General features: G+C 70.7%; 21 protein-coding genes, 1 tRNA gene and 1 pseudogene. 11 read left to right on the top strand and 12 right to left on the bottom strand.

Annotated elements, in window-relative coordinates; translation table 11 throughout:
- Positions 1-91: 91 nt before the first annotated feature.
- Complete coding sequence (locus ZF1_RS03890) at positions 92-238, top strand: hypothetical protein (protein WP_157818460.1); 147 nt, start codon at positions 92-94, stop codon at positions 236-238.
- On the opposite strand, the gene ZF1_RS03885 is transcribed toward ZF1_RS03890, so the two are convergent.
- Positions 207-1,454 carry a YbfB/YjiJ family MFS transporter gene (locus ZF1_RS03885; protein ID WP_357437655.1) on the bottom strand — a complete coding sequence of 416 codons (1,248 nt, stop codon included), beginning with the start codon at positions 1,452-1,454 and terminating at the stop codon, positions 207-209. The genes ZF1_RS03890 and ZF1_RS03885 overlap by 32 nt on opposite strands.
- A gap of 115 nt (positions 1,455-1,569) precedes the next feature.
- On the opposite strand from ZF1_RS03885, the gene ZF1_RS03880 reads away from it, so the two are divergent.
- Positions 1,570-2,139: a TetR/AcrR family transcriptional regulator gene (locus ZF1_RS03880; protein ID WP_357437658.1), complete on the top strand. Its 570-nt coding sequence runs from the start codon at positions 1,570-1,572 to the stop codon at positions 2,137-2,139.
- Between the two features lie 4 nt (positions 2,140-2,143).
- Here ZF1_RS03880 and ZF1_RS03875 read toward each other — a convergent pair whose 3' ends face one another.
- Positions 2,144-3,472, bottom strand: a complete 1,329-nt coding sequence (locus ZF1_RS03875; protein WP_482636495.1) for an MFS transporter — start codon at positions 3,470-3,472, stop codon at positions 2,144-2,146.
- A gap of 340 nt (positions 3,473-3,812) precedes the next feature.
- Between ZF1_RS03875 and ZF1_RS03870 the strand changes: the two genes are divergently transcribed.
- The 4 genes from ZF1_RS03870 (at position 3,813) to ZF1_RS03855 (ending at position 6,777) form a co-directional block, all read left to right on the top strand.
- Positions 3,813-3,885: transfer RNA gene (locus ZF1_RS03870), tRNA-Arg, on the top strand.
- A gap of 93 nt (positions 3,886-3,978) precedes the next feature.
- Positions 3,979-5,412, top strand: a complete 1,434-nt coding sequence (locus tag ZF1_RS03865) for a tyrosine-type recombinase/integrase (RefSeq protein WP_482636494.1) — start codon at positions 3,979-3,981, stop codon at positions 5,410-5,412.
- Positions 5,413-5,683: 271 nt separating this feature from the next.
- Positions 5,684-6,442, top strand: coding sequence for a MerR family transcriptional regulator (locus ZF1_RS03860; protein ID WP_482636493.1), 759 nt, complete (start codon positions 5,684-5,686; stop codon positions 6,440-6,442).
- On the top strand, positions 6,436-6,777 hold the full coding sequence (locus ZF1_RS03855; protein WP_482636492.1) for a YnfA family protein: 342 nt from the start codon (positions 6,436-6,438) through the stop codon (positions 6,775-6,777). Before ZF1_RS03860 ends, ZF1_RS03855 begins: the two co-directional genes overlap by 7 nt.
- 27 nt (positions 6,778-6,804) lie before the next feature.
- Here the strand turns inward: ZF1_RS03855 and ZF1_RS03850 are convergent, their stop codons facing one another.
- The 5 genes and pseudogenes from ZF1_RS03850 to ZF1_RS03830 form a co-directional block, all read right to left on the bottom strand.
- Positions 6,805-7,212, bottom strand: a complete 408-nt coding sequence (locus ZF1_RS03850) for an arsenate-mycothiol transferase ArsC (RefSeq protein ID WP_482636491.1) — start codon at positions 7,210-7,212, stop codon at positions 6,805-6,807.
- The gene (locus tag ZF1_RS03845) at positions 7,209-7,646 is read right to left on the bottom strand and encodes an arsenate reductase ArsC (RefSeq protein ID WP_482638671.1); all 438 of its coding nucleotides are present in this window, start codon (positions 7,644-7,646) and stop codon (positions 7,209-7,211) included. Before ZF1_RS03845 ends, ZF1_RS03850 begins: the two co-directional genes overlap by 4 nt.
- A gap of 30 nt (positions 7,647-7,676) precedes the next feature.
- A pseudogene (locus ZF1_RS03840) lies at positions 7,677-7,844 on the bottom strand (three-helix bundle dimerization domain-containing protein); the annotation flags it as partial.
- Between the two features lie 93 nt (positions 7,845-7,937).
- A complete protein-coding gene (gene arsB / locus ZF1_RS03835; protein ID WP_482636490.1) occupies positions 7,938-9,041 on the bottom strand; it encodes an ACR3 family arsenite efflux transporter in 1,104 nt (367 codons plus the stop codon).
- The gene (locus ZF1_RS03830; RefSeq protein WP_482636489.1) at positions 9,038-9,427 is read right to left on the bottom strand and encodes an ArsR/SmtB family transcription factor; all 390 of its coding nucleotides are present in this window, start codon (positions 9,425-9,427) and stop codon (positions 9,038-9,040) included. Before ZF1_RS03830 ends, arsB begins: the two co-directional genes overlap by 4 nt.
- Before the next feature lie 72 nt (positions 9,428-9,499).
- On the opposite strand from ZF1_RS03830, the gene ZF1_RS03825 reads away from it, so the two are divergent.
- Positions 9,500-9,949, top strand: a complete 450-nt coding sequence (locus ZF1_RS03825; RefSeq protein WP_482636488.1) for an ArsI/CadI family heavy metal resistance metalloenzyme — start codon at positions 9,500-9,502, stop codon at positions 9,947-9,949.
- A 106-nt stretch (positions 9,950-10,055) separates the two neighbouring features.
- Here the strand turns inward: ZF1_RS03825 and ZF1_RS03820 are convergent, their stop codons facing one another.
- The 3 genes from ZF1_RS03820 to ZF1_RS03810 all read right to left on the bottom strand — a co-directional run bounded on the left by ZF1_RS03820 (position 10,056) and on the right by ZF1_RS03810 (position 12,984).
- Positions 10,056-10,772: a substrate-binding domain-containing protein gene (locus ZF1_RS03820; RefSeq protein WP_482636487.1), complete on the bottom strand. Its 717-nt coding sequence runs from the start codon at positions 10,770-10,772 to the stop codon at positions 10,056-10,058.
- Positions 10,769-11,473: a DsbA family protein gene (locus tag ZF1_RS03815; RefSeq protein ID WP_482636486.1), complete on the bottom strand. Its 705-nt coding sequence runs from the start codon at positions 11,471-11,473 to the stop codon at positions 10,769-10,771. Before ZF1_RS03815 ends, ZF1_RS03820 begins: the two co-directional genes overlap by 4 nt.
- A gap of 734 nt (positions 11,474-12,207) precedes the next feature.
- Complete coding sequence (locus ZF1_RS03810; RefSeq protein WP_482636485.1) at positions 12,208-12,984, bottom strand: M23 family metallopeptidase; 777 nt, start codon at positions 12,982-12,984, stop codon at positions 12,208-12,210.
- 661 nt (positions 12,985-13,645) lie between these two features.
- On the opposite strand from ZF1_RS03810, the gene ZF1_RS03805 reads away from it, so the two are divergent.
- From ZF1_RS03805 to ZF1_RS03795, 3 genes are all read left to right on the top strand, one after another.
- Positions 13,646-14,170, top strand: a complete 525-nt coding sequence (locus ZF1_RS03805) for a L,D-transpeptidase (protein ID WP_482636484.1) — start codon at positions 13,646-13,648, stop codon at positions 14,168-14,170.
- Positions 14,171-14,657: 487 nt separating this feature from the next.
- Positions 14,658-15,038 carry an ArsR/SmtB family transcription factor gene (locus ZF1_RS03800; protein ID WP_482636483.1) on the top strand — a complete coding sequence of 127 codons (381 nt, stop codon included), beginning with the start codon at positions 14,658-14,660 and terminating at the stop codon, positions 15,036-15,038.
- Entirely contained in the window at positions 15,031-17,019 is a 1,989-nt protein-coding gene (locus tag ZF1_RS03795) for a heavy metal translocating P-type ATPase (RefSeq protein WP_482636482.1), read from the top strand. Before ZF1_RS03800 ends, ZF1_RS03795 begins: the two co-directional genes overlap by 8 nt.
- Before the next feature lie 141 nt (positions 17,020-17,160).
- Here ZF1_RS03795 and ZF1_RS03790 read toward each other — a convergent pair whose 3' ends face one another.
- Positions 17,161-18,498 carry an ApeA N-terminal domain 1-containing protein gene (locus ZF1_RS03790; protein WP_482636481.1) on the bottom strand — a complete coding sequence of 446 codons (1,338 nt, stop codon included), beginning with the start codon at positions 18,496-18,498 and terminating at the stop codon, positions 17,161-17,163.
- Positions 18,499-18,930: 432 nt separating this feature from the next.
- Between ZF1_RS03790 and ZF1_RS03785 the strand changes: the two genes are divergently transcribed.
- Positions 18,931-19,080: a hypothetical protein gene (locus ZF1_RS03785; RefSeq protein ID WP_482636480.1), complete on the top strand. Its 150-nt coding sequence runs from the start codon at positions 18,931-18,933 to the stop codon at positions 19,078-19,080.
- Here ZF1_RS03785 and mobF read toward each other — a convergent pair whose 3' ends face one another.
- A complete protein-coding gene (gene mobF / locus ZF1_RS03780; RefSeq protein WP_482636479.1) occupies positions 19,081-23,421 on the bottom strand; it encodes a MobF family relaxase in 4,341 nt (1,446 codons plus the stop codon). It abuts the gene before it with no gap.
- Positions 23,422-23,591: the final 170 nt, after the last annotated feature.

Here is a 23,591-nt window from a genome sequence, read left to right as displayed (position 1 = left end):
CACCCTTGAGGCAATCATGTCTCATTAGCTACTCTCGTGGCGCGATTCGGACACAGCAGCGTCCGCGTCGACCACTACGAGGAGGTAGCCGATGACCACCCACGAGACCCCGATGCCGTCCTGGTCCGAGACCCTGCGGGACGCCGGCCGGCGCACCGGGAACGTGCTCCGCGCGATCTGGGTGGGCATCGACACCTGGAGCGCCGTCACGCACGGCCGCGCCCCGGCCCGTCGCTGACACCCGTCCCCCGGTGCGGCACGTCCGCGCCGGGGGACGCCGTCGTCCAGGACCGGTCCGCGTCCGGCGGCGCCAGCCGCGGGTGCAGCTGAGCCCAGGCCAGCAGCCCCAGCGCGGCGGCGACGGCGAACGTCCCCGCCGTCCCGATCCGGCCGGCCAGCCCCCCGGTGAGCGGTGAGCCCACCGTCTGGCCGACGCCCAGGGCGAGGCACGCCCACGTGACCGCGCGTGCGGGAGCGCCCGGGAGGATGTGTGCGGCCCACAGGATGCACAGCCCGGTCAGCCCGATGTAGCCGGCGCCGAACAGGCCCGCCGAGACGACCGCGCCGGCCAGGCCCGGCTCCGGCAGGGCGAGCAGGGCGATCCCGGCCGAGAACAGGGTCCAGACGACGAGCCCGACCGTTCGCAGCCCGTACCGCTGCGCCGCCCGTCCCACCGCGCCGCCGACCACACCGACCACACCGATCGCACACCAGGCGACGGTGCCGACGACCGGCCCGGCGCCGAGCTCGTCGAGCCGCGCGGTCGAGAAGGTCCAGTACGGCGCGCTGACCAGCCCCAGCAGCCCGGCGACGGCCAGCAGCGGCAGCACCCGGTCGTGCCCGCGCTGCGCGGGCGCCGCCTCGGGGACCCCCCGCGGCAGCGACCACGCGGCGGCAGCGGTGACGACGACCGCGACCAGACCGAACCCGAGCCAGACGGCCCGCCAGTCCCCCGGCAGCAGCGGCGTGAACGCGGTCAACGCGAGCCCCGCCCCGGTGCCGGTGTTCGCCCAGGCCTGTGCCCGGGTGCGCGCGGCCGCACCGACCGTCTCGACGACGAGCTGCGCCACCCCGGGCGTCGCGATGCCGGCCCCGGCCCCCGCCACCACGATCGCGGCACCGAACACCACCACGCCGGGTGCGAGGGCCATGAGCAGCAGCCCCACCGTCGCGGAGACGGCGGCCGCGATCGTGGCGCCGCGCGCCGACCGCGCCGACAGCGCCGGAGCGGCGAGCAGCCCGAGGACGTAGCCGGCCGTGGAGAGCCCGCCGAGCACGCCGACCGCGGCCGGGGTCAGGCCGAACGTCTCGGTGAAGCGAGGCACGAACAGTCCGTAGGCGTAGCGGGCGACGCCGTAGCAGAGCGCGATCACCCCGGCGCCGAGCAGCGCGGTGGTCCACCAGGGCCGGTCGGTGGCGGGTGCAGGTCCGGGCCGTTCACAGGTCGCCGTCATGCCGCTAGTAAACAGACCGGTATGTTTGTTTGCAACTCGCGCCGATCGACGGTGTTGTTTCTGCTGCTAAAGTCGGTCAACAGAACAGACAGTTCGGTTTACTGCAGGAGGATGTATGGCACGCACACGGCGCGGCGACGCCGGGGCGAAGGTGCTCGACGCCGCGTCCCGGCTCTTCTACCGGGACGGCATCAACGCGGTCGGGGTGGACACCGTCGCCGCCGAGGCGGGCGTCACCAAGACGGCCCTGTACACGAACTTCGGCTCGAAGGACCGGCTCGTCGTCGCCTACCTGCGGGACCGCGACCGCCGGTGGCAGTCCGACATCGACCGGATCACCGCCGACCACGCGTCGCCGCGGGACCGGATCCTCGCCGTGTTCGACGCCTACGAGACCTGGCAGTCCCGGGAGGGCTTCCGCGGCTGCGCGTTCCTCAACGCGGCCTCCGAGCTGCCGCGCCTCGACCACCCGGCCCGCGAGGTCGTCCGGCACCACAAGACCGCGTTGCGCAGCTACCTGCAGGCCCAGGTCGAGCGGCTGGGGACGGCCGAGCCGGCCCCGGCGCTCGCCGGGATCCTGATGATCCTTCTGGAGGGGGCGGCTGCGATGGCGGTGGTCGAGCGCGGGAGGGGGCCGATCCGCGCGGCCCGGGAGGTCGCCGACGGGCTGCTCCCGGCGCCCTGAACGGTCACACCGGGACGGGTCCGTGCGGGTGCTGGTCGTCGACGACGAGCCGGTGCGCGTGGGTCCACCCGTGCACCGACGGGCTGGCGGTGACGACATGGGCGTGGTCGGCGTCGTGGTCGTGGCGGTGCCGCACGAGGTCGGCGCCGGCCGTCGGCCAGACCGTGACCGCCACCCCGAGCGCGACGACGGCGAGCGCGGCGAGGACCGACCAGGTGACCGTCCAGCCGGCCGAGACCACCAGCCAGCCGGTGAGCGGGTAGGTGACCAGCCAGCAGGCGTGCGAGAGCGAGAACTGCGCGCTGAACAGGGCCGGCCGCTGACCGGGCCCGGCCGAGGTGCGCAGCAGGCGACCGGTGTTGACCATGATCCACCCCGGGCCGAAGCCGACCAGCGCCCACGCGAGTGCCGCGGTCGTCCACGACGGTGCGGCCGCCAGCAGCAGGGTCGCGCCGGCCGCCAGGCAGGAGACCGCCGCGCCGGCCAGCATCACCGTCCGGACCGGGAGCCGCCGGGCGACCCACGGGGAGGCCAGCGCCGCCGCGGCCGTGCCCGCGCCGGACACCGCGAGCAGCAGCCCGACATCGGCCTCGGTGCCGCCGAGCAGGTCGCGGACGACGTTCACCGTCGTCACCAGCGACACCACCCCCACCGCGGCGACGACGACGTTCAGCGCCAGCAGCCCCCGCAACTGCGGGACCGCCCGGAACAGCCGGACCCCGAGCAGCAGCCGGGTCGCGAAGCCGCCCTGGGCGCGGCCCGCGACCGGCGGGACGGCCGTCGACGCCACGACGACCGCGGAGAACACGAACCCGGCACAGGTGCCGACGAACAGCGTCGAGTAGCTCGTCACCGCGACGGCCGCCGCGGCCAGCAGCGGGCTCAGCACCGTCTCCGCGCTGCTCGCGAGCTGCGAGGCCGACAGCGCCCCGGCGTAGTCCCGCTCGTCGGGGACGACGTCGGGGATGACCGACTGGAACACGGGGGTGAACGTCGCCGAGGCGACCTGGAGCACCGCGACCAGGACGAACACCTGCCAGATCCCGGTCACCCAGGGCAGGACGAGCACGACCGCCGCGCGGACGACGTCCGCGCCGACCATCAGCATCCGTCGCGGGACCCGGTCGGCGACCGCGCCGACGACCGGCCCGACGACGACGTAGGCCACCATCTTGATCGTCAGCGCCGAGCCGAGGACGAGCGCGGCCCGCTCGCCGGCCAGGTCGTAGGCGAGCAGCCCGAGCGCGACCGTCGTGAGCCCGGTCCCGACCAGAGCGACGACCTGGGCCGTGAACAACCGGCGGAACCGCGTGTTCCGGAACAGCGATCGCACTGGCCCTCCCCCGTCGACTGCGGGGACCGTAGAACGATTTCCCGATCGCCCCAACGGATCAGTTGCCAGCGGGGAGCAGCAGCCTCCCGGCGTGAACTGCGAGGTGGCGGCGACATCGTCCCCGAACCACGAATCCGCAGGTCGACGCGGCTCGTGGCACCGTTCCGGCTGCGAGGAGGTCGCTGTCGCCGTGCACTCGCAGAAGCCTTCCGGTGTCGTAGTGGGCGACGTCACGGCGACGATTCCCGAATTCCGCGCGGAACGGCGGATCCGCCGTTCCGCGGCGCGGCGGGCGGCACCGGCGGTCCGGCGGGGAGGCGTCCGGGTAGGCTCCCGTCAGGCCCTCGTAGCTCAGGGGATAGAGCACCGCTCTCCTAAAGCGGGTGCCGCAGGTTCGAATCCTGCCGGGGGCACAACACCGTGACCAGCGGAAACGCTGTTCACGATCGCGAACGACAGACGGCCGTGGGGCCATTTGTGGGGTCAAACTTGGCTACGGTCCGCCTATGCCCCCGCAGAAGCGCAGGTCACGCGGCTACATCGAGGAGCTGCCGAGCGGTTCGTTCCGCGCCGAGGTGTTCGCCGGCATCGACCCGCTGACGGGCAAGAAGCGCAAGCTCCGGGAGACCTGCAAGACGCACGCCGAGGCCAAGAAGGCGCTGACCAAGCTCCAGCGCCAGGTCGACGAGAACAAGCAGCCGAAGTCCTCGATCACCGTCGGCCAGGCCATCGCGCAGTGGCTGGAGGTCGCCGACCTCCAGCCCACCACACAGGAACGCTACGACGACCTGATCCGGCTCTACGTGCTACCCACGTTCGGCCAACTCCAGGCCGGGAAGCTCGACGCCGAGCTGCTGGAACGGTTCTACGCCCGCCTCCAGCGGTGCCGGACGCTCTGCACCGGCCGCCCCCGCCCCGGGCACGAGTGCCGACCGCTCAGCGCAAGCACGACCCGCAAGGTGCACTACATCCTCCGCGCCGCGCTCGACCGGGCGGTGCGCTGGCGCCACCTCGGCGTCAACCCCGCCGCCATCGCCCAAGCCCCGGCACCGAGCAAGGCCGAGCCCGACCCGCCCAGCGCCGACGAGGCCGCCGCGATCCTCAACGAGGCATGGCGCGACCCGGAGTGGGGCCTGCTGCTCTGGTTGACGATGCTCATCGGCCCCCGCCGCGGCGAGATCTCCGCCCTGCGCTGGCACGACGTCGACCTCAACCGCGCCACCGTCTGGGTCCAGCGCAGCAACACCCAGTCCAAGGCCGGCGTCGTCGAGAAGTCCACGAAGACCGACCGCAAGCGCCGGGTCGCACTCGACCCGCACACCGTCGATCTGCTGCGCACACAACGGGACCTCTGGGTAAGCAGACTGTGCGCACTCGGCGTCGACTTCTCTCCCGACGGGTTCGTGTTCTCACCGTCGCCCGACGGACGGACGCCCTACGCGCCCCGCGCGATAAGCCAGCGCTACCGACGGCTCGCCGTCCGCTTGAAGCTGCGCAGCACCCGGCTGCACTCGCTCCGCCATTACTCCGCGACCGAGCTGGTCGCGGCCGGGGTCGATATCCGGACCGTCGCCGGACGACTCGGGCACGGCAGCGGCGGAGCGACGACCCTGCGGGTGTACGCGGCGTGGGTCGAGGAAGCCGACCGGCGGGCCGCCGCGACGATCGCCACGGTGCTCCCGCAGCCGAAGCCCGCGGTGCAGCGGGCGGGGCCGTACGAGCTGCTCGCCGCGGCACTCCGTCAACAGATCCAGGACGGCACCCTTCCGCCGGGAGCGCCCCTACCGACGATGGCCGAACTCGCCGTCGCCAACTCTTGCGCGGTCGGGACTGCGCACCGCGCCGTCTCGCTTCTACGGGAGGAGGGACTGATCGAGGTCTCTCGCGGACGCCGAGCGGTAGTCATCGGACCACGACCGGCTCACACGACCGGTCCGTGACCGGCCAGGTCAGCCACGAGCCCCTCCGCTCGACCTCCTGAACCGTAGTTGGCGTGTCGGCGTCCGCAGGTCAGGTATCCCGGGTGGCTGCCTGCGCTACCGGTACCAGATCGGGCATGGCTGGTGTCGATGTCGTGCAGTTCGTGGACCGACCAGTGAACCTCGGATCGAACGTCTACCCGGCCGACGGGGCCCAGCTATCAACGCTCCAGCGCGATGGCCCGATCCAGGCTTGACCTTCGACCGTGGTCGAAGGTCTAGCGTCGCTGGCGTGGTCGACTACCGCATCTCCCAGTTCTCCGAGCGCGTAGGCGTTCCGGCCACGACGTTGCGTTACTACGAGACCCGGGGCCTTCTGCCGGCCCGTCGGACGGCAAGCGGATATCGGGCCTACGACGATCACGACGTCGAACGTGTCCGGTTCATTGCGGCCGCCAAGGATCTCGGCATACCACTGGTCCGGATCCGTGACCTGCTCGACGTGTGGCAGGACGGGATGTGCCGCGACGTCCGGAGACGACTCCTCCCACTGGTCAACGAGCAGATCGCAGATCTCGACGCTCGCCTGATGGTTTTCAACGAATTGCGCGACGATCTGGTGGAGGCGCACAGGAGGCTCGACGCCCTCCCGTCCAGGGACTCACCGTGTGACCCGGACTGTGCTTTCCTGAGCCACACACCGGCCGCGCCGAAGGACGCTGCCGACCCACCTTCTACGTCGGACGTTGTGGTTGCTTGCTCCCTTTCGCCCAGGGACCACGCAGTTCGACTGAGCCGCTGGCACACCGCCCTCGGCGGGACCGCGCCCGAACACCTCGACGACGGCTCGGTCCGCGTCGAGATTCCGGGCCCTCGAACCGCCGAGATCACCGCTTTGGTGTCGGAGGAGGTGGGCTGCTGCCCGTTCCTCCAGTTCACCCTCACCATCACCCGTGATAGCACTCGCCTCGTCGCGACCGCCCCGGCGGACGCCACTCCGGTGCTGCGCGACCTGTTTCTCCCCGACGCCACCGGAAGTGACCTGTGCTGATCCTCAAGTCCGTCTCACTGTTCGTCGTCGCCGCACTGTTCGAGATCGGTGGCGCCTGGCTGGTCTGGCAGGGAATCCGCGAGCACCGTGGATGGCTATGGATCGGCGCCGGCGTCCTCGCCCTGGGGCTCTACGGTTTCGTCGCCGCGCTCCAGCCGGACGCCAACTTCGGTCGCATCCTTGCCGCCTACGGCGGAGTGTTCGTCGCCGGATCTCTGGCCTGGGGCATGGTCGCCGATGGATTCCGGCCGGACCGCTACGACGTCATCGGAGCACTCACCTGCATCGCCGGAGTCGCGGTGATCATGTACGCCCCACGATCAGGGGCCGTCTGACATCGGATGCCGATACCCGGACACCTCTCAGCCCGAGCCCAACTCGGCAGCGAGATCGGCGACGCGACGGGATATGTCGTCCCGGACCAGTCTCATGCGCTCGATACCGCCGATCCCTCGTTCGGACGGTTCGTCGGTGTCCCAGTTGCGGGTCTCGACGTCGCCGGCGTCGACGTGTGCCTCTCGACCGAGGGTCACGACCAGGTCGACCCGCTCCAGCAGTTCGGGGTCGATCGATCGCGGGGTCTGCCCGCTGATGTCGACCCCCTGTTCGGCCAGGACCTCGGCGGACAGGGCGTTGATCTTCTCCCCGGGGCTGGTTCCTGCGGAGTGCACCTCGACGCGATCACCGGCTGTGGCACGCATCAGCCCGGCAGCCATCTGAGATTTCCCGCCGTTGCGGACACAGACGAACAGCACGGCGGGGCGGGTCACGACAGGACAACAGCCTGGGACGAACCGCTGCGGTCAGCGGTCAGCTCGGTGAGCAGGGCTCGCACGCGCGCGTCGATGTCGTCGCGGATGAGGCGAATCTGGTCGGCAGTCCGACCTGCGGGGTCGTCGAGCTGCCAGTCGAGGTAGCGCTTGCCGGGGAAGACCGGGCAGGCATCGCCGCAGCCCATGGTGATGACGACGTCGGAGGCCTGGACGACGTCGGTAGTCAGGGGCTTGGGGAAAGCGTGGTCGAGGTCGATGCCGATCTCTGCCATGACCTCCCGGACGGCGGGGTTGATCGAGTCGGCCGGTGCGGATCCGGCGGAGCGGACGTTGACGGCGCCGCCGGCGTGGTGGGCGAGCAGGGCGGCGGCCATCTGGCTGCGCCCGGCGTTGTGGACGCAGACGAACAGGACTTCCGGGGCGGTGGACACGAGGTCTCCCTGGGTGAGCGCGACGGCGGTGAGCCGGTCGCGGGCGAAGCGTGTGGCCAGGACGGGGAGGTGGGTGGAGATGCGTGCGGTCGCCGCGAGCAGCCGGTAGGACTCCTCGATGCAGGCCTGGACCGTCTCGACTGCGAACACACCGCGGAACTGGGCGGCGACGTCCTCGGCTGCTCGTCGTAGACGCATGTCGGTGCTGAGCAGTGCGTAGCTCTCGATGTCGGGACGGTGCTCCGGTACGGGCCGGGTGGGCTGAACGGGCATGGCGCACTTCCTCGGGCGTCAGACGGAGGGTGGAGTCGACGGGTTCGACACCGGGGTGGCGGTGGAGGGGAACAATCGACGGCGCAGCCACAGGGAGACGTAGACCAGGGCGACGAGAACGGGGACCTCGATCAGCGGCCCGACGACCCCTGCGAGGGCCTGGCCGGAGGTGACGCCGAAGGTGCCGATGGCCACGGCGATGGCGAGTTCGAAGTTGTTGCCCGCGGCGGTGAACGCGAGGGTGGTGGTGCGCTCGTAGCCCATGCCCACGGCGCGGCCGAGGGCGTAGGACCCGGCCCACATCAGGGCGAAGTAGGCCAGCAGCGGCAGCGCGATCCGGGCGACGTCGAGCGGCTGGGAGGTGATCGCCTCGCCCTGCAACGCGAACAGCAGCACGATGGTGAACAGCAGGCCATAGAGCGCGCACGGTCCGATCCGCGGGATCAGGCGCTCCTCGTACCAGGTGCGGCCCTTGGCGCGCTCACCGATGCGGCGGGTCAGGTAGCCGGCGAGCAGCGGGATGCCGAGGAACACCAGCACGGACTTGACGATGTCCCAGGTGGAGAACGCGACGTCGGTGACGGGCAGCCCGAGCCAGCCGGGCAGGGCGACGAGGTAGAACCAGCCCAACGCACCGAACGCGATGACCTGGAACACCGAGTTGAGGGCGACGAGCACGGCGGCGGCTTCGCGGTCGCCGCAGGCGAGGTCGTTCCAGATGATGACCATGGCAATGCAACGGGCCAGCCCGACGATGATCAGCCCGGTGCGGTATTCGGGCAGGTCGGGCAACATCAGCCAGGCCAGCGCGAACATCAGCGCAGGCCCGAGGACCCAGTTCAGCACCAGCGAGCTGATCAGCAGGCGGCGGTCGCCGGTGACGGTGTCGAGGCGGTCGTAGCGGACCTTGGCCAGGACCGGGTACATCATCACGAGCAGGCCGAGTGCGATCGGCAGCGAGATCCCGTCGACGGCGAGCGCGTCGAGCGCGGGTGCGATGCCGGGGACCAGGCGACCGAGCAGGAGCCCGGCGATCATGGCCGCGACGATCCAGACCGGGAGGAACCGGTCCAGGGTGGACAGGCGGGCGACGACGTCGCCGCGGTGCGTCGTGGAGCTCATCGGGTCGCCTCCGCGACGCTCTGGCCGGTGGCGGTCGGGGCGAGGACGCCCGCGAGACGACCGAGGACGTCGGGCAGGACCCGGTAGTAGATCCACGTTCCACGCCGTTCCCCGGCGATCAGACCGGCCTCGCGCAGCACCTTGAGGTGGTGGGAGATCGTCGGGCCGGACAGGTCGAACACGTCGGTCAGGTCACAGACGCACGCCTCTCCCCCGGCGTGGGAAGCGATCAACGACAGCAGCCGCAGCCGCACCGGGTCGCCGAGCGCCTTGAACACCCGGGCGAGGTCCGCAGCCTGCTCGCCGGACAACGGCTCGGCGACCAGCGGGGAGCAGCACTCGATACCGCTGCCGAGGAACGGCAGCTCGGGACCTTGCTTCGACATGCGTCTATCTTGACAAGTATCGAACCATCGGCGCAACCTCTGTCTCGGCAGTTGTCGAAACAAGGAGGGGTCATGTCCCGTGTGCAGCTCGCCCTGCGTGTGTCGGACCTGGAGGGCTCGATCGCGTTCTACCGGTCGCTGTTCGGGGTGGAACCGGCGAAGCGCCGCCCGGGGTACGCGAACTTCGCCGTCGCCGAGCCGCCGCTGAAGCTGGTCCTGATCGAGGGCGAGCCCGGCAAGGCAACGGTGCTCGACCACCTCGGCGTCGAGGTCGACGACACGGCCACCGTGCAGGAGGCAACCGAGCGGTTGTCCGAGCTGGGGTTGTTCACACAGGTGGAGAACGACACCACCTGCTGCTACGCCCGGCAGGACAAGGTGTGGGTACACGGACCCGGCGACGAGCCGTGGGAGGTCTACACCGTCACCGATGACTCCCCGGACTACGGCCAGGACGGATCCATCATGCCCATGGCCGTCCCGGACGGCGCGCCGCCTGCCTCGTGCTGCGCCGACCGCTGATCTCGTCGCGGGTCTCCCGGCCGGCCGGGAGACCCGTCGCGTCGGCCGCGCGTTCGGCCGACCGACAGATGGGCGAGCAGAGCCGTCGAGGCGGATCGACTCTCGCTCACCCCGGCGCCAGCCGTCGGACAGTCGCAGCATCCGCCAGGTCGTAGCCCCCGAGCGCCTCGATACCGGCCCGGAGAGCCGGGACGGCGAGCCCGTCGAGAAGACGCAGGGCCGCCGGCAGCGTCGCCGCCGGAACCACGACCTCGTAGGGCTCCCACCCGACGCTCACGAACTCCAGGTCGAGATCACGGGCCGCCGACCGCAGACCGAGTGCGACGTCGGCAATTCCAGCGGCGACCGCGAGCCCACATTCGAGGTGCGACGCCAGCTCCGGTCCGGGGACGGATTCCGGCGCGATTCCCGCGCCGAGGAGGAGCTGGTCCAGCAGCACCCGCGTACCGGCACCGGTCTCCCTACGGGCGACCCGCAACCCGGAAAGATCGGCAGCCGTCGCGACCGACCCCGCTCCGCCTCGGGGAACCAGAAACCCCTGCTCGCGACGCCACAGGTGGATCAGGTGGGGGTCCTGGTCGCGCAGCAGCGGCGACCGCACCGTCGCGGCGCCGTCGGCCTCGAATCCGCCTTCGGCATGCTCGCCACCGTCCAGGCAGCAGGCAACGTGGCGGGCCTGCTCTACACCGTCGTCTCGCAGACCGTCGCCTTTGGCTACCTCGCCGCATGCTGGTCGCGCTCGGCGTGCTCGCCTGGGCGTACCAGGACCGAATCGGTAAGCCCGGCCCGCGTGAGGCGGAAGCCGCGTAGGAGCGCTCCTCATGGCCCGGCCAGGGCATCGTCCAGCCTCGCCGTCAGGTCGCCGTAGGACCGCGGGTCGAGCTGCTCGCCGTTGACGAAGAAGGTGGGGGTTCCGCGCACACCGAGGGTCAGGCCATCGTCGCGGTCGGCGCGGATGCGGTCCAGGGTGGCGGGGTCGCCGTAGACGGCGTCGTAGCGGGCCATGTCGAGACCGAGCTGCTCGGCGTAGCCACGGAAGCGGTCGTCCATCGGGACCCGCTGCTCGCCCCACTCGGCCTGGGTCTGGAACATGAGCCGGTACATGCCCTCCAACTGTCCTTGCCGGGCGGCCGCCTCGACGGCTCGAGCAGCGGGTTCGGCGTTGACGTGGCCGGGGCCGGGGAAGTAGCGGATGACGAAGTTGACGCGGTCGCCGTACTGCTGGCGCAGCTGTTCGATCGCGGGGTAGACCGCGCCGCAGGCTTCGCATTCGAAGTCGAGGAACTCGACGAAGTCGACCGTGGAACCGGGCGCGGCGGACAGCCTGTGGCTGTCGGGCCGCGCGGCGATCGCCGCGGCCTCCGAGCTGCTGGTCGGGGAGTCCGAACCGGCGCGGGTGACGGCGTACATCGTGGCGACGACGAGGAGGAAGGCGCCGATGAGGACCAGCGACAGGGTCGTGTTCGACAGCCGTCGCCGCGGCGGGGTGGCCGACGGCTGGGTCGTGCGCTGGGAGCGTGACATGGAAATGCCCTTCGGGCAGGCGGCCTGGAGCCGCGGACGATCGGGAACAGGAGTCAGGAGACGGCGACGGCCTACTCGACACCTGCACCCAGATCGGGCAAGTGGTGCGGTGTCGACGCGCCGGTGGCTCAGTTCCGGTCGACGCAGAGGGCCGCGACGGGGGCGCGCACGGCTACGGGCGGAACCGGGCTCGATGTCGAGGCAGGGGGTCCGGGCCGTTCCAGGGGATGACGCGGACCGAGGTCGGACTCCGAGACGGTCTGTACGGCGTCACAGGAGGTTGCCCCGGTCCGCCCGAGCGCATGTTCGACGCCTCGGGCCCGCTCGGGGACGTGCTGGCAGGGCTTCTCGGGAGTACACGGATCGGACCCGGCCGGCGACTGGGCCGGCGGTTCGTCCTTCGCCGGGCCCGCCATGGGCTCCGCTGCGACGACAGTTGCCGCCGTCCCGTCTACGCCGGGCGACAAGCAGGCCGTTAGGGAGCTCAGTACGACACCGAGCAGGAGGAGCACGGCCAGACTGCTCGTCGCGAGCGACACCACCGAACGCACGTCCACCTCCCGGTCGGCTCCCCGACGTCATCCTCGTGACCGCAACCTAGCGACCGTCGGCCACGACCTTCTGGTCGGTCCCTCTACGGACGCAAGTACTCAACGTCGTTCGATCGTCGGATGGCTCAACTCGTCGCGGCTTTACGGAGATCGGCTACGGCGGCCGGGACCGCTCATGTCAGCTCATATCAGCGTCAGCCCGCGATCGCGCAGCCATGCGACCGGGTCGACCTTCGCGCCGGACGCCGAGCCCTGGCGAATCTCCAGGTGAAGGTGCGGACCGGTGGACTGACCGCGGTTACCGACCTCGGCGATGCGCTCCCCCGCCGAGACCCGCTCGCCCACGGCGACGAATGCGCGATTGATGTGGCCGTACACCGAGCGGGAGCCGTCGGCGTGGCGGATCACCACCCAGAGCCCGAATCCGCTGGCGGGCCCTGATCTTTCGACGATCCCGTCGGCGACGGCGAAGATCGGGGTCCCGATTCGGTTTGCGATGTCCAGACCGTAGTGGGTCGTCCCCCACCGCGGCCCGGGCGTCGAGGTGATGCGGCCGGTGACGGGCTGGACCGTGGCCTCCCCATCTGTGAGTGAGACCGCCGGCGCCCCCGCGCTCCGCAGCCGGGCGTCCATGTCGGCATGTCGTCGCTCCGTCTCGCCGATACGGGCACCCTTGGCGAGTGCGGCGAGCTGGTCGGAATCTGCTCTCGACGGCGGCTCGACGGAACGGATCGGTCGGAGTCCACTGCTGATCGAGGCGACCGAGGTCGACGATGCGCCCAGCTCAGTCGGCGTGAGCGCTGCCGCGAGATGAACGTCGGCATCGTCGCGCGGGTCGAGCTGGTCGTACGTGGCCTGGGCGCCGACGATGAGAGCGCCGAATGCAGCTGCGGCGCAGATGCCGGCTCCCGAGGGCGGCGGAGCGGGGACGGTCGATCGGACAGACGGGTGCGACGGCATACGAGAATCCGGATCTGTCGGGGCTGCGGACATGCGGGGGCGCAGCGCGACTAGATCCGGAAGACCTGCAACTCGGTGATGGAGGCAGCACCGGTAGTGGGGGGTGACCGGTCCGTGGGGCGGGAGAGCGGAGACTCGGTCGCGACGGGAGCCCCAACGGCGACGACGGTGCACGTACGGTCCGCAGGCACGTCGAACGGGTCCGCGGCGCCTCGCGCGGAGACAGCCGTGGAGTGGTCCACATCCTGGAGAGGAGCACCGTGGCAGCTGTGCGGTGCCTGCCCTGCAGCGACCGGCGCCGGGGCATCGACGGCGGCGAGGCCACCGGTGAGAAGGCCGAGGCCAAGAACCCCGAGTACGACGACTGCGAGCAGGGATGACGTGTTGATACGACCCACGACATCCCTCCTTCCCATGGTCCGGAGGCTAACGACCACCGGCTGATCCCTCGGAGGCGGCCCGGGCTACCGACAGCTCGCTCCGTTCGGTCACTCACCGCGATGCGACATCGCACAGCGTGACAACCTGGGCGCCGCCCAGACGTCGTAGGTGACAGGACGGGCACCCGGTCGTTACACCGAGTGCGAGCCCGTCACGACACGACCAGGGAGAACTGTTGCGCAACCGAAGCCCTCGACGCGTCATGCGAGGCAAGGTCCTGGTGGCCACGCTCGTCGCGGCAGCCAGCATCGGGCTGGCCGGAACCGCTCTCGCCGAGATCGAACAGAGCGATGTCGCCGCCCAGGCCCACGCCGAGGCGATCACGCCGGACACGCCGTGCGCGATCTCGACGCGGGCATGCGTTGACCTCGAGACGCAGCGCGCATGGCTCATCCGCGACGGCAAGGTGACCCGCGGCCCCGTTCCGATCGCCTCGGGCGGCGCCGGGCAGGAGACCCCGTTGGGACACTCGTTCCGCGTCTACCGCAAGAACAAGGACCACAAGAGCGGCGAGTTCACCGGCCCCGACGGCAACCCCGCCCCGATGCCCTGGTCGGTCTTCTTCGCAGACGGTGGGGTCGCCTTCCACGGTGGGGACCGCGAACGCGCCTCCGCCGGCTGCGTCAAACTCGACCTGCCCGAGGCCGAAGCCTTCTTCAACGACCTCGTGGAGGGCGACAAGGTACAGGTCGTCAATGCCTCCGCCGAGCGAGAGGCCAGGGGCGGAGCACCGTCGGCGGGCTGACGCCGCATGACGCTGGTGCCCCGTTCCGGCCGTGGCCAGAACGGGTAGTCGACGTCGCACATGATCGCGACACGGTCCAGAACACCGCCATCCCCTCCGAACGTTGCCCAAGTCCCGAGTCGGAGATGGGCATCCGATCGGCGTCGACGTACCCAGAACCTGCTGAGAACGACAGAGGCCCGCCGGCCGAACAGACCGACCTCGCGACACCTTGGCCACGTCCCTCAGGCCGGTCCGCGGCAGGACGGGCGACCACACAACCTAAGGGAGAGTGACGACGCTCCGCATCGATCGATGCGTTGAGCTGACGTCGACGGGTCGTTCTCAGCTCCCTCGTGACCGGAGAGGCCGTGATCGCGAGTCGCGGCGCCTGTCGGGCTGCCGGAGACGACGCCGAGATGAACGTCCCGGTAGGGCGAGCGCCAGCAGCCACTTCGACTGAACCTGCCTCGAGTTCTTACATACAAATGAGTGTTAGTATATTTGGATGTCGATCGACGACCAATGTGAGCTGCTGTGCCTGGATCTGCCCCGCGCTGAACGAATCCGCACGGAGCTTCCAGGCGTGGCGAGCCTCGAACCTGCGGCAGGCATCGGGCGTGGACTGGGCGAGCCGACACGCCTGCGGATCGCGGTGGCCCTGCTGGCCGGGGACGAGCTGTGCGTGTGCGACACCGCGTGGATCGTCGGCGCATCGCAGAGGTTGGTGTCCCATCATCTGCGTCAGCTCCGCAGCGCGGGGGTCGTAATCTCCCGCAAAGACGGCCGGATGGTCATGTACCGGTTGTCCGAACGGGGGGCGTCGGTGCTGGGCGCGCTGCTGGACCTCGACCAGGACGTCGCAGTCGAAGGAGCCGACCGTGTCTGACGACTGCTGCGGCCCAGAGGCCACGACGAACACACCGTCAGGGGCCGACGAGGGACCCGCCCGCATCTGGCAGGTCCGGGAGCTGCAACTCGCCACTGTCGCAGCGCTCCTGCTGGCGACCGCCTTGACGATCGACGCCCTCGCCACGGGTCGGACGACGCTGGTCGGTGGGATCGAACTGGCCGCGGCCGTCATCGCGGCGTGGAACTTCGTCCCCGGCGCACTGCGCAACCTGCGCCACGGCCGCATCGGCGTCGGCACCCTGATGACCATCGCCGCGATCGGTGCGGTCGCTCTCGGGCAGGTCGCCGAGGCCGCGCTGCTCGGGATTCTGTTCTCCGTCGCCGAGGGCCTGGAGCATTACGCGGTCACCAGGACCCGACGAGGCTTACGGGCGCTGCTCGGTCTGGTGCCCCCGACCGCCACCGTGATCCGCGACGGCCGTGAGCTCACCGTCTCCCCCGACGACCTTGTCGTCGGCGACCTGCTCGTCGTGCGGCCCGGCGAGCGCGCCGCGACCGACGGCGTCATCCGCACCGGCCGGACCAGCCTGGACACCTCTGCCATCACCGGGGAGTCCGTCCCGGTCGAGGCCGGCCCCGGCGACACCCTGCACGCGGGCACGATCAACGGCGGCGGCGCGATCGAGGTCGAGGTCACAGCCCTAGCCTCGGACAGCTCACTGGCCCGGATCGTGCACATCGTTGAGCAGGCCCAGGAACGCAAGGGAGCCGGTCAGCGCCTCGCCGATCGCGTCGCCCGCCCCCTGGTCCCGGCCATCATGGTGCTCGCCGCGCTCATCGCCGCGCTCGGATCGCTGCTGGGTGACCCCGGGATATGGATCGAACGAGGGCTGGTCGTACTCGTCGCCGCGTCCCCGTGCGCGCTCGCGATCTCGGTACCTCTGACCGTCGTCGCCGCGATCGGCGCGTCGAGCCGACACGGCGCCCTGGTCAAGGGCGGCGCCGCTCTGGAGGAACTCGGCCGCATCCGGGTGATCGCCCTCGACAAGACCGGCACCCTCACTCGCAACAGGCCCGAGGTCGTCGCCATCCTGGCCACCGCCGGACACGCCGCGCGGGAGGTCTTGGAGGCCGCCGCCGCCCTGGAGGCACGCAGCGAGCACCCCCTCGCCCGCGCCGTCCTCGACGCCGCCGCCGACCCCGCACGGGCCATCACGCTCGCCCCCGCCGATGACGTCACCGCCGTAGCAGGCCATGGCCTCACCGGAACCCGGGACGGCGCAGCACTGCGGCTCGGCAAGCCCAGCTGGATCGACCCCGGCCCCCTCACCGACGACGTCGCCCGCCTGCAAAGCGACGGCGCCACCGTGGCCCTGCTCGAACGCGACGGGACACTGCTGGGTGCGGTCGCGGTCCGCGACGAACTCCGCGACGAAGCCCCTGACGCCGTCCGCCGGATCCGCGACCTCGGCATCGAGGTCGCCATGCTCACCGGCGACAACCGGCGCACCGCCCACACCCTCGCCCGGCAGGCCGGCATCGACACCGTCCACGCCGAGCTGCGTCCCGAGGACAAGGCCGCGATGCTTCCCGACATCGCCCGCGGCCGCCCCGTCGCCATGGTCGGCGACGGCGTCAACGACGCCCCCGCTCTCGCCACCGCCGACGTCGGCATCGCCATGGGCGCCATGGGCACCGACGTCGCCATCGAGACCGCCGACGTCGCCCTCATGGGCGAGGATCTGCGTCACCTACCCCAGAACCTCGCCCACGCCCGGCGCGCCCGGACGATCATGCTGCAGAACGTCGGCTTCTCACTGCTGATCATCGGCACTCTCATCCCGCTCGCCGCCCTCGGCGTGCTCGGCCTGACCACCGTCGTCGTCATCCACGAGGCCGCCGAAGTACTGGTCATCCTCAATGCCGTCAGGGCTGCCCGGGCTCGACCGCTTCCAGGATTTGCCGTCGCGCCCTCGATCGAAGCCCGCGAGATCGAGACTCGATCGGCCCAGATGTAGCTCGGCGCGATCTGGAGCGGAACGCCATTCCCGGTGAGATCGACTGCCGTGCCCGACTTGCGCGCTGCTCGTTGCGCCGCGCGCTTTGCCGCAACAGGGTGCGCAACCCTCAATCAGTCCCACTGCAACAACGACTGTCAATCAGGTACCGAACTCCTCCCGAAAGCGGCGACCGATGCTTTCTAACCGATGATCAGCAAGGTAGCGGCGAACAACAGATTTCCGCCCACATATCTCACTGAGAGCAACGCTCGACATGAGACCTTCTGCAGTCTGCACAAGAAGAAGTATCCGAAGCGGGTCAACAGCCCGGGCCGGATCATGCTTAATAGAATTATAAGTCGATTGCATTTCGTCGGCCCACACTTCCACGTCGCCGATCCACTGTTCGAAATGTCGACCTGCGTACTTGGCGAGTGCACGATTGATATGACGGTCTGCAGCCCATGCCTTCTTCTTGGATCGGTTTGCGGCGACGAAGTACTCGATGCCGACAGCCAGGCTTAGTAAGCGAGACTCAACAGGGACTGACGACCCGATCCGAATACCGTGCAGCACCGGCCCCATGAATCGCCCATGCGTTGAGTAGAACTTCATCCAGCGACGCACTGCCAAACTGGACCCGAGGTCAGCCAAGCCGATCAACGGAAAGCGCGGCTTCTTACCAGATCGAGGTGGAGCGGACTCCTTGATGGCCTTCGACAGGAATCGATCATCCCAGGCGTGAGCCCATGTCTCAGACGGATCCTTGTAGTCCGGAAGCGCGCGAACGTTGGATATCTCTACCTCTCGACCAAAACAGAGATGCAATAGCTGTTTAACTGCATCCACATGAACGGCAAGATCGTCAAAGTTGCGAGCCTTCTTTGTTGTGCATTCAACAAGGAGGCCTGCGCGGAGAGTCCGGAGCTCATCCGGGCCGTCTATCCGCCACGTGGGACGGAGGCTGATACGCACGCCGCCTCCAGGCTGAATGACTAGCTCCTGATTACCTGCGTCCAACGTAACTGTGACCTTGGCGAGTCGACTCGATCCATCTTCGTGATACTCGCGCTCGTCCGATAAGGCTTGCATTCCGGACCAGTCCAAACCCTCAGGGATCTCTATGCGGATCCCCCGCATTTTGGGAGAGCGAAGCTCGTCGCTATCAACCCCCGAGAGCATGGTGCGAAAGCGCGAATGGCGCGTTGAGGCACGTCCGACTCCGAACCTAATTTGATGACCGCTTGAACGCTGATTCAGCAGCATCACTCCAGATTCGCTTGTTGCGCCGACGATCGATGCAGGCCACTTGCGGCTCTCGCCATCACTTTCCGCAAAGCTCTCAAGGGGCTGTTCGTCGAGGGTATCCAGTACCAGCCACTGACTATCATGTAATGCAACATGCCCGCGCGCAGGCTCAGAATCAAGATCTTTCGGCCGCTGAAACTCCCAGAAGAAGCCGATCGCACCTTTGAGAGTTTCTTCGAGTCGCGCCAACGTACGCACCTTCCGGTCACAGTCTATGTGCGGGCTATCGAGGACGAGCCCCCCGTGGTTACAGCGCCCGGCACGAGCTGCGACCGACTCATCTGCTTAGCGAGAGCGTTCGTTGTCGGTGTTCGGTGAGAGCATGTGGCTATGACAGCCGTTGACCAGGCTCTTCACCGGGTCCCGGCGCGGAACCTCCGGGTCGCTCGCGCGGAGTTCGGTGCAGTCTGGGCCGCCGCACAGACGCAAGCCGACGCGTACGGCCAACACAAGATTGTCCACTGGTATACGTCCGGCATCATCGTCACGTGCATGTGGTTAGCTGACGCGCACTACGTTCCTGCACGGGGTTGCTCGCACCCAGCACGATCTCCGGTCGAGGACCGTGCCATCTCCGCGGCGGAGGACTCAATCGAAGCCGAGTACCAGGCCGCCGAACTGATGGCGGAGCGCCAGCCCTGGCTGCTGAAGCAGCGCCCCGGCTGGTGCGAGGGCATCCGCGCGACGCTGCGCTGGGCCTGGCGCAACGAGGGCCCGCCCCCGTTGGACGAGAACGGGGAGCCGACCGCCTGGTCGGCTCCCCGCACCTGATTAGTCCTCGCCGTCGCCCCAGCCGGCTGCCTCGTACTCGCGAGCGGCTTCCTGGTCGTTGCCGTGCCAGCGAGTGAGTTCCTCGGCCCGGTGGTCGTCGGCGGCGGCCTCGTCCGCGCTGTCGCGGTAGAGGATCTCATCGAGCACCCGTCCGGCGTGCTGGACGCTGTCGGCGGTCTGCTCGGCGTCCGGGACCCGTACGACGTCCTCCAGCACCGGGGCCGGCTGCTCGTCCGCGACCTCGCGGACGTCGCGGTGCCGAGTCTCCCCCGCCCCGGCGTCGTGGATCTCGGCACGGTCGTCGAGGTCGACGTCGTCCTCGGTGATCTCCCGGTGCTGCTCGTCCTCGGCGAGCGCGGCGTCGTGGGCGGCCTTCCACTCCGCGGCGGTGACCCTCTCGTCCGGGTCGTCGGCTGCGCCGCGTGCGGTCAGCTCGGCCTTGGACAGGTCGGCCTGCACGCGGGTCTGGCTGGTGTGGGCGAGCCAGGCAGCGCGGGCGTCGTCGACCTGCTGGAGCTGTTCGGCCCGCTGGTCGAGCAGCTCCCCGAGCCGCGCGGACCGCGCCGCGTCGCCGAGCAGCTGCTCGCGCCCGGCGTCGCCGATCGCCGTCTCAGCTTCGGCTCGTCGGAGCGCTGCGGTCTGGCGGTGGTCGTCGGCGGACTGGCGCGTTCCGGCGAGTTCGTTGGCGACGTAGCGGGGCGCGGCGGCCAGCTCGCGTTCGTAGGCGCGGACCCGCATCCGGAGCTGGCCGTTGGACAGCTCCAGGTGCTCGCGGTCGATCTCCGGCCGCCCGAGCGCCCGCCACGCGACACGGTAGGCGGCGAACTCCTCGACCTGTCCCGGCTTCGGGGCGGGGCCGAGGGCCTCCGTGGGGTCGTCGTGGCCGCGGACCTCGCGGTAGGCGGCGATCCGTCCCACGGTGCCCTCCCACCCGACGCGCTGCACGAGGTCGGCGGGGACCTCGCCGAACGCGTCGAGCGCCCACCGGGGCGGGTCCTGGGCCGCGGCGGCGCCGAGTCGGGCAGCGCGCCGGTCGGCGGCCTCGGCGAGGCCGGCCATGTACTGCTTCCACTCGGGGTTGTCGGTGCGCGGGACCCAGTCGGTCCAGGTGTCGCCGACGGGGTCGAACCGGTGGTGGTCGCGGATCCGGGAGTACAGGACGTTGGACAGGTTCCGGGCCCCGGTGAGCGGGCCGTGGGTGACGGCGTCGGTGAGGACCCGGTCGGGGTCGCGGCCGGCGATCTCGGCGCGGCGCAGGATGCGGGTCAACGCGCCGGTGCCGTCCTCGGCGGCGATGCGGGCGCGTTGGTCGTCGGTGAGCACGCCGTCGGAGACGAGCCGGTCCAGGGAGCGCGCGGTGCGTTCGGTGGCGGCGAGCTGGGCGGCATCGGCGAGCAGCTCGGCCGCGGTGCGGGCGCTTCCGGCCTGGTCGGCGGACTCGGTCGCGATTGCCAGCGACGACTTCGGGGTGACCTGGTCGTGGGTGTCGAGGATCCCGGCGAGGACGGCGACGGGGTCGCGGTGCAGCTCGTGGCGCTCTGCGCTGCCGTCGGCCGGGTCCTCGGGCGCGGTGCGGGTGGCGACGTGGGCGGTGTTGGCGCCGCGGCCGCGGGACATGCCGACATACAGCGCGTTCGGGCTGGTGCGCGCGGTGACCACCGAGTGCGTGGTGTCCACCGTGGCGCCCTGGGCGGTGTGGATGGTCCCGGCGTAGCCGAGGGCGACGTGCTCGGCGACGTAGGAGGCGGGCAGCACGAACCGTTCCCCCTCGCCCGCGCCGGTGAGGTCGGTGGTGACCTCCAGGCTGCCGTCGGGGCGTAGCGCGGTGACGCGGAAGTCGTCGCGGTTGCGGATCGCGCGGCGGTTTCCCTCGTAGCCGTCGAGGTGCCAGGCGTTCTCCCGGGCCTGGATCAGGTCCCCGACCCCGGCGTAGGTGCCCTGCCGTCCGAGCAGGGTGCCGTGCGCGTCGACCCGGCCGAGGCGGACAAGTTCGGCGCGGATCTGCGCCGAGACCTGCGCGGCCTCCTCGTTGGTGTCGACCAGCAGCAGCGAGCGGCGCCCGTCGAGGGTGTCGGCGACCCACGCCCGGGCGGCGGAGGTCTGGGCGTCGTCGCGGGTGCCGGTGTCCAGGACACGGCCCTGCTGGTGGTACTCGCGCAGCACCGTCTGGTCCCCGGCCCGGAGCCGTAACGAGGCGTCGCGCTCCCACTCGGCGGTGAAGCGGCGGGCGTCGGTCAGCTCGTAGCTCGACCCGGCCGCGGCGAGCAGCTCCATCCCGCCGCCGGCGCCGACGGCGGCGAGCTGGCGGTGGTCACCGACCAGCAGCAGCTTCGCCCCGGCCCGCTCGGCGTGCTGGTGGATCGCCGACAGCGCGGCGGTGTCGGTCATCGCGGACTCGTCGATCACGACCAGGTCCCCGTCGCGCAGCCGCCACGGCTCGTCCTCCGGCCGGTGCGGACGCTCGGCGGCGCCGGTGTGGAGCCGCTGCTGGGTGCCGAGCCAGGCGGCGACGTTGCGGGCGGTCAGCCCTTCGGCGGCGAGGACGTCGGTGGCCTGCTGGCTGGTCGCGAGCCCGAACACCCGGCTGTGGGTGCCGTCGTGGCGCAGGGTCGGGTCCGTCCACGCCTGGGCCAGCGTGCCGACGACGTAGGACTTCCCCGTCCCTGCTGGGCCGACGAGGGTCTCGACCCGGGCCCCGGAGGCGAGGATCCCGCGGACCGCGGCGGCCTGGTCGGCGCCCAGCTCGACCCCGCCCGAGCGCAGCCCGTCGAGGAACCGTCCGACGGCCTGCGGGGTCAGCGCGGCGCCGTCGCGGGCGCTGGTCGCGGCCAACAGGATCCGCTCCGAGCGGACCTGGTCCGGGGTCGAGTAGACCCGCCCACCCGGGGCGACGTAGGCGGACTCGCCGTTGGCGAGCCGCAGGTCGGCGGGCAGCAGCTCGGCCGCGGGCCGCGCGGTCTCGATCGGGACCGCGTACTCGAGCGCGCGATCGGTGAGCTGGTCGAGCAGCTCGGCCACCTGGGCGCCGTCCGGGGTGCCGAGGTAGTCGGGCAGGGCGGCGTTGACCGCGCGGACCAGGTCCGCGCGGGTCCAGCCGGACTTGCGGTCGGCGACGTCGGCGAGCGCCAGCTCGATGACGGCCTCCGGGTTGAACGCCATCGGCTCGACGCCCTCACGGCGTGCGGCCAGGGCGAGGTCGGCGATCCCCTCCAGCCCGCCGGCGATCTCGTCGCGGACCTTGCCGTTGACCCGGTCGAGGAACTCCTCGCGCGTCTCGCCGTCGTGGGACTTGCGCGCCCGGGTCCGCAGCGTGGCCTCCTGGGCGAGACGGTCGCGCTCCAGTCCGTTCGGGGCCCGGCCGTAGCGGGCCTCGAACGCCTCGACCAGCTCGGCCTGCTTCGCGGTCACCGCGTGCCGTCGGGAGGACAGCAGCGACATCGCCTCGGCCGGGACGCCGACGAGCTCGCGGGCCTTCCCGTCCGGGCGGGTCGCGCACAGCGTGCCGAGCGAGTGCGCGAGTCGCTCCTCGCAGGTGCGCTCGGCGACCGCGGCGGCGCCGGGCCGCCACCGGTGGATCGCGCGGGAGTCCAGGGTGCGCCAGACGCCGTCCGGGCCCTCGACGCGGTTCAGCGTGCCGTTGTGGATGTGCAGCTGCGGGTCACGGTCGCGGGAGTCGTGCTGGAAGAACGACGCCACGGTCCAGCCGTGCGCATCCGCCCACCGGCCGGCGGTGCCGCCGTGGTGCCCGATCCGCACGTACCCGGCCTTGTCCTGCAGGTAGGTGAGCGCGGCGTTGTTCCCGGCCCAGATGGCGTCCTCGACGGCCTGGCGGAACTCGCCCCACGCCGCGGCGGTCTCCTCGTCCCCAGCGCGACGGGCAGCGACCTCCTTGGCCTCGAACGCGGTGTGCAGCAGCGTCACCGACTTCTGGACGCTGAACGTGATGTCCAGGAACGCGACGTTGTGCCGGGCCGCCTTGCCCGCCTCCGTCCGAAGCTCGGCGCGCCGTTCGGCGGACGCGTCCGGTTCATTGTCCAACGCCTGGGCGTACAGCTCGTCCTCGGACAGGTACCGGCGTCCGGTGTGTCCGAGGGTGGACACCTCGTCCCACCGGTCCGGGTCACCGAACCCGTCCTCGCGCGGGTCGAGGAACCGCTCGTAGAGCCCGCGCATGTCCTGGGCGTCGACCAGGCCCCGCAGGCCGAGCTTCTCCGCTCCGGCGCCCCACCAGCGGCCCGGCGGCTCGCCCTCGGCGACGGCACCGGTGTAGTAGTTCTCCCGCCCGGTGGCGACCTCCTTGAGCAGGTACTCCGGGGAGTAGCCGGTGGCGATCCTCAGCACGTCGACCACCCGCTCCCGGCCGCCCGGCGGGCGTTCTCGGCGCCCGCGGCAGAAGCCGTGCGGCGTGGCCGGCCGGAGGCCGGCCCGCCCCCTCGGATCGTGATGCCTCGGTGTGCGGCTCTTGATCTGGCTCTGTTCTTGCTCTGCTCGGGGTTCTCGCTCTCTGTTCT

This window comes from Pseudonocardia sp. ZF1, assembly GCF_056835605.1.
This window is presented reverse-complemented; position numbering and strand designations above follow the sequence as displayed.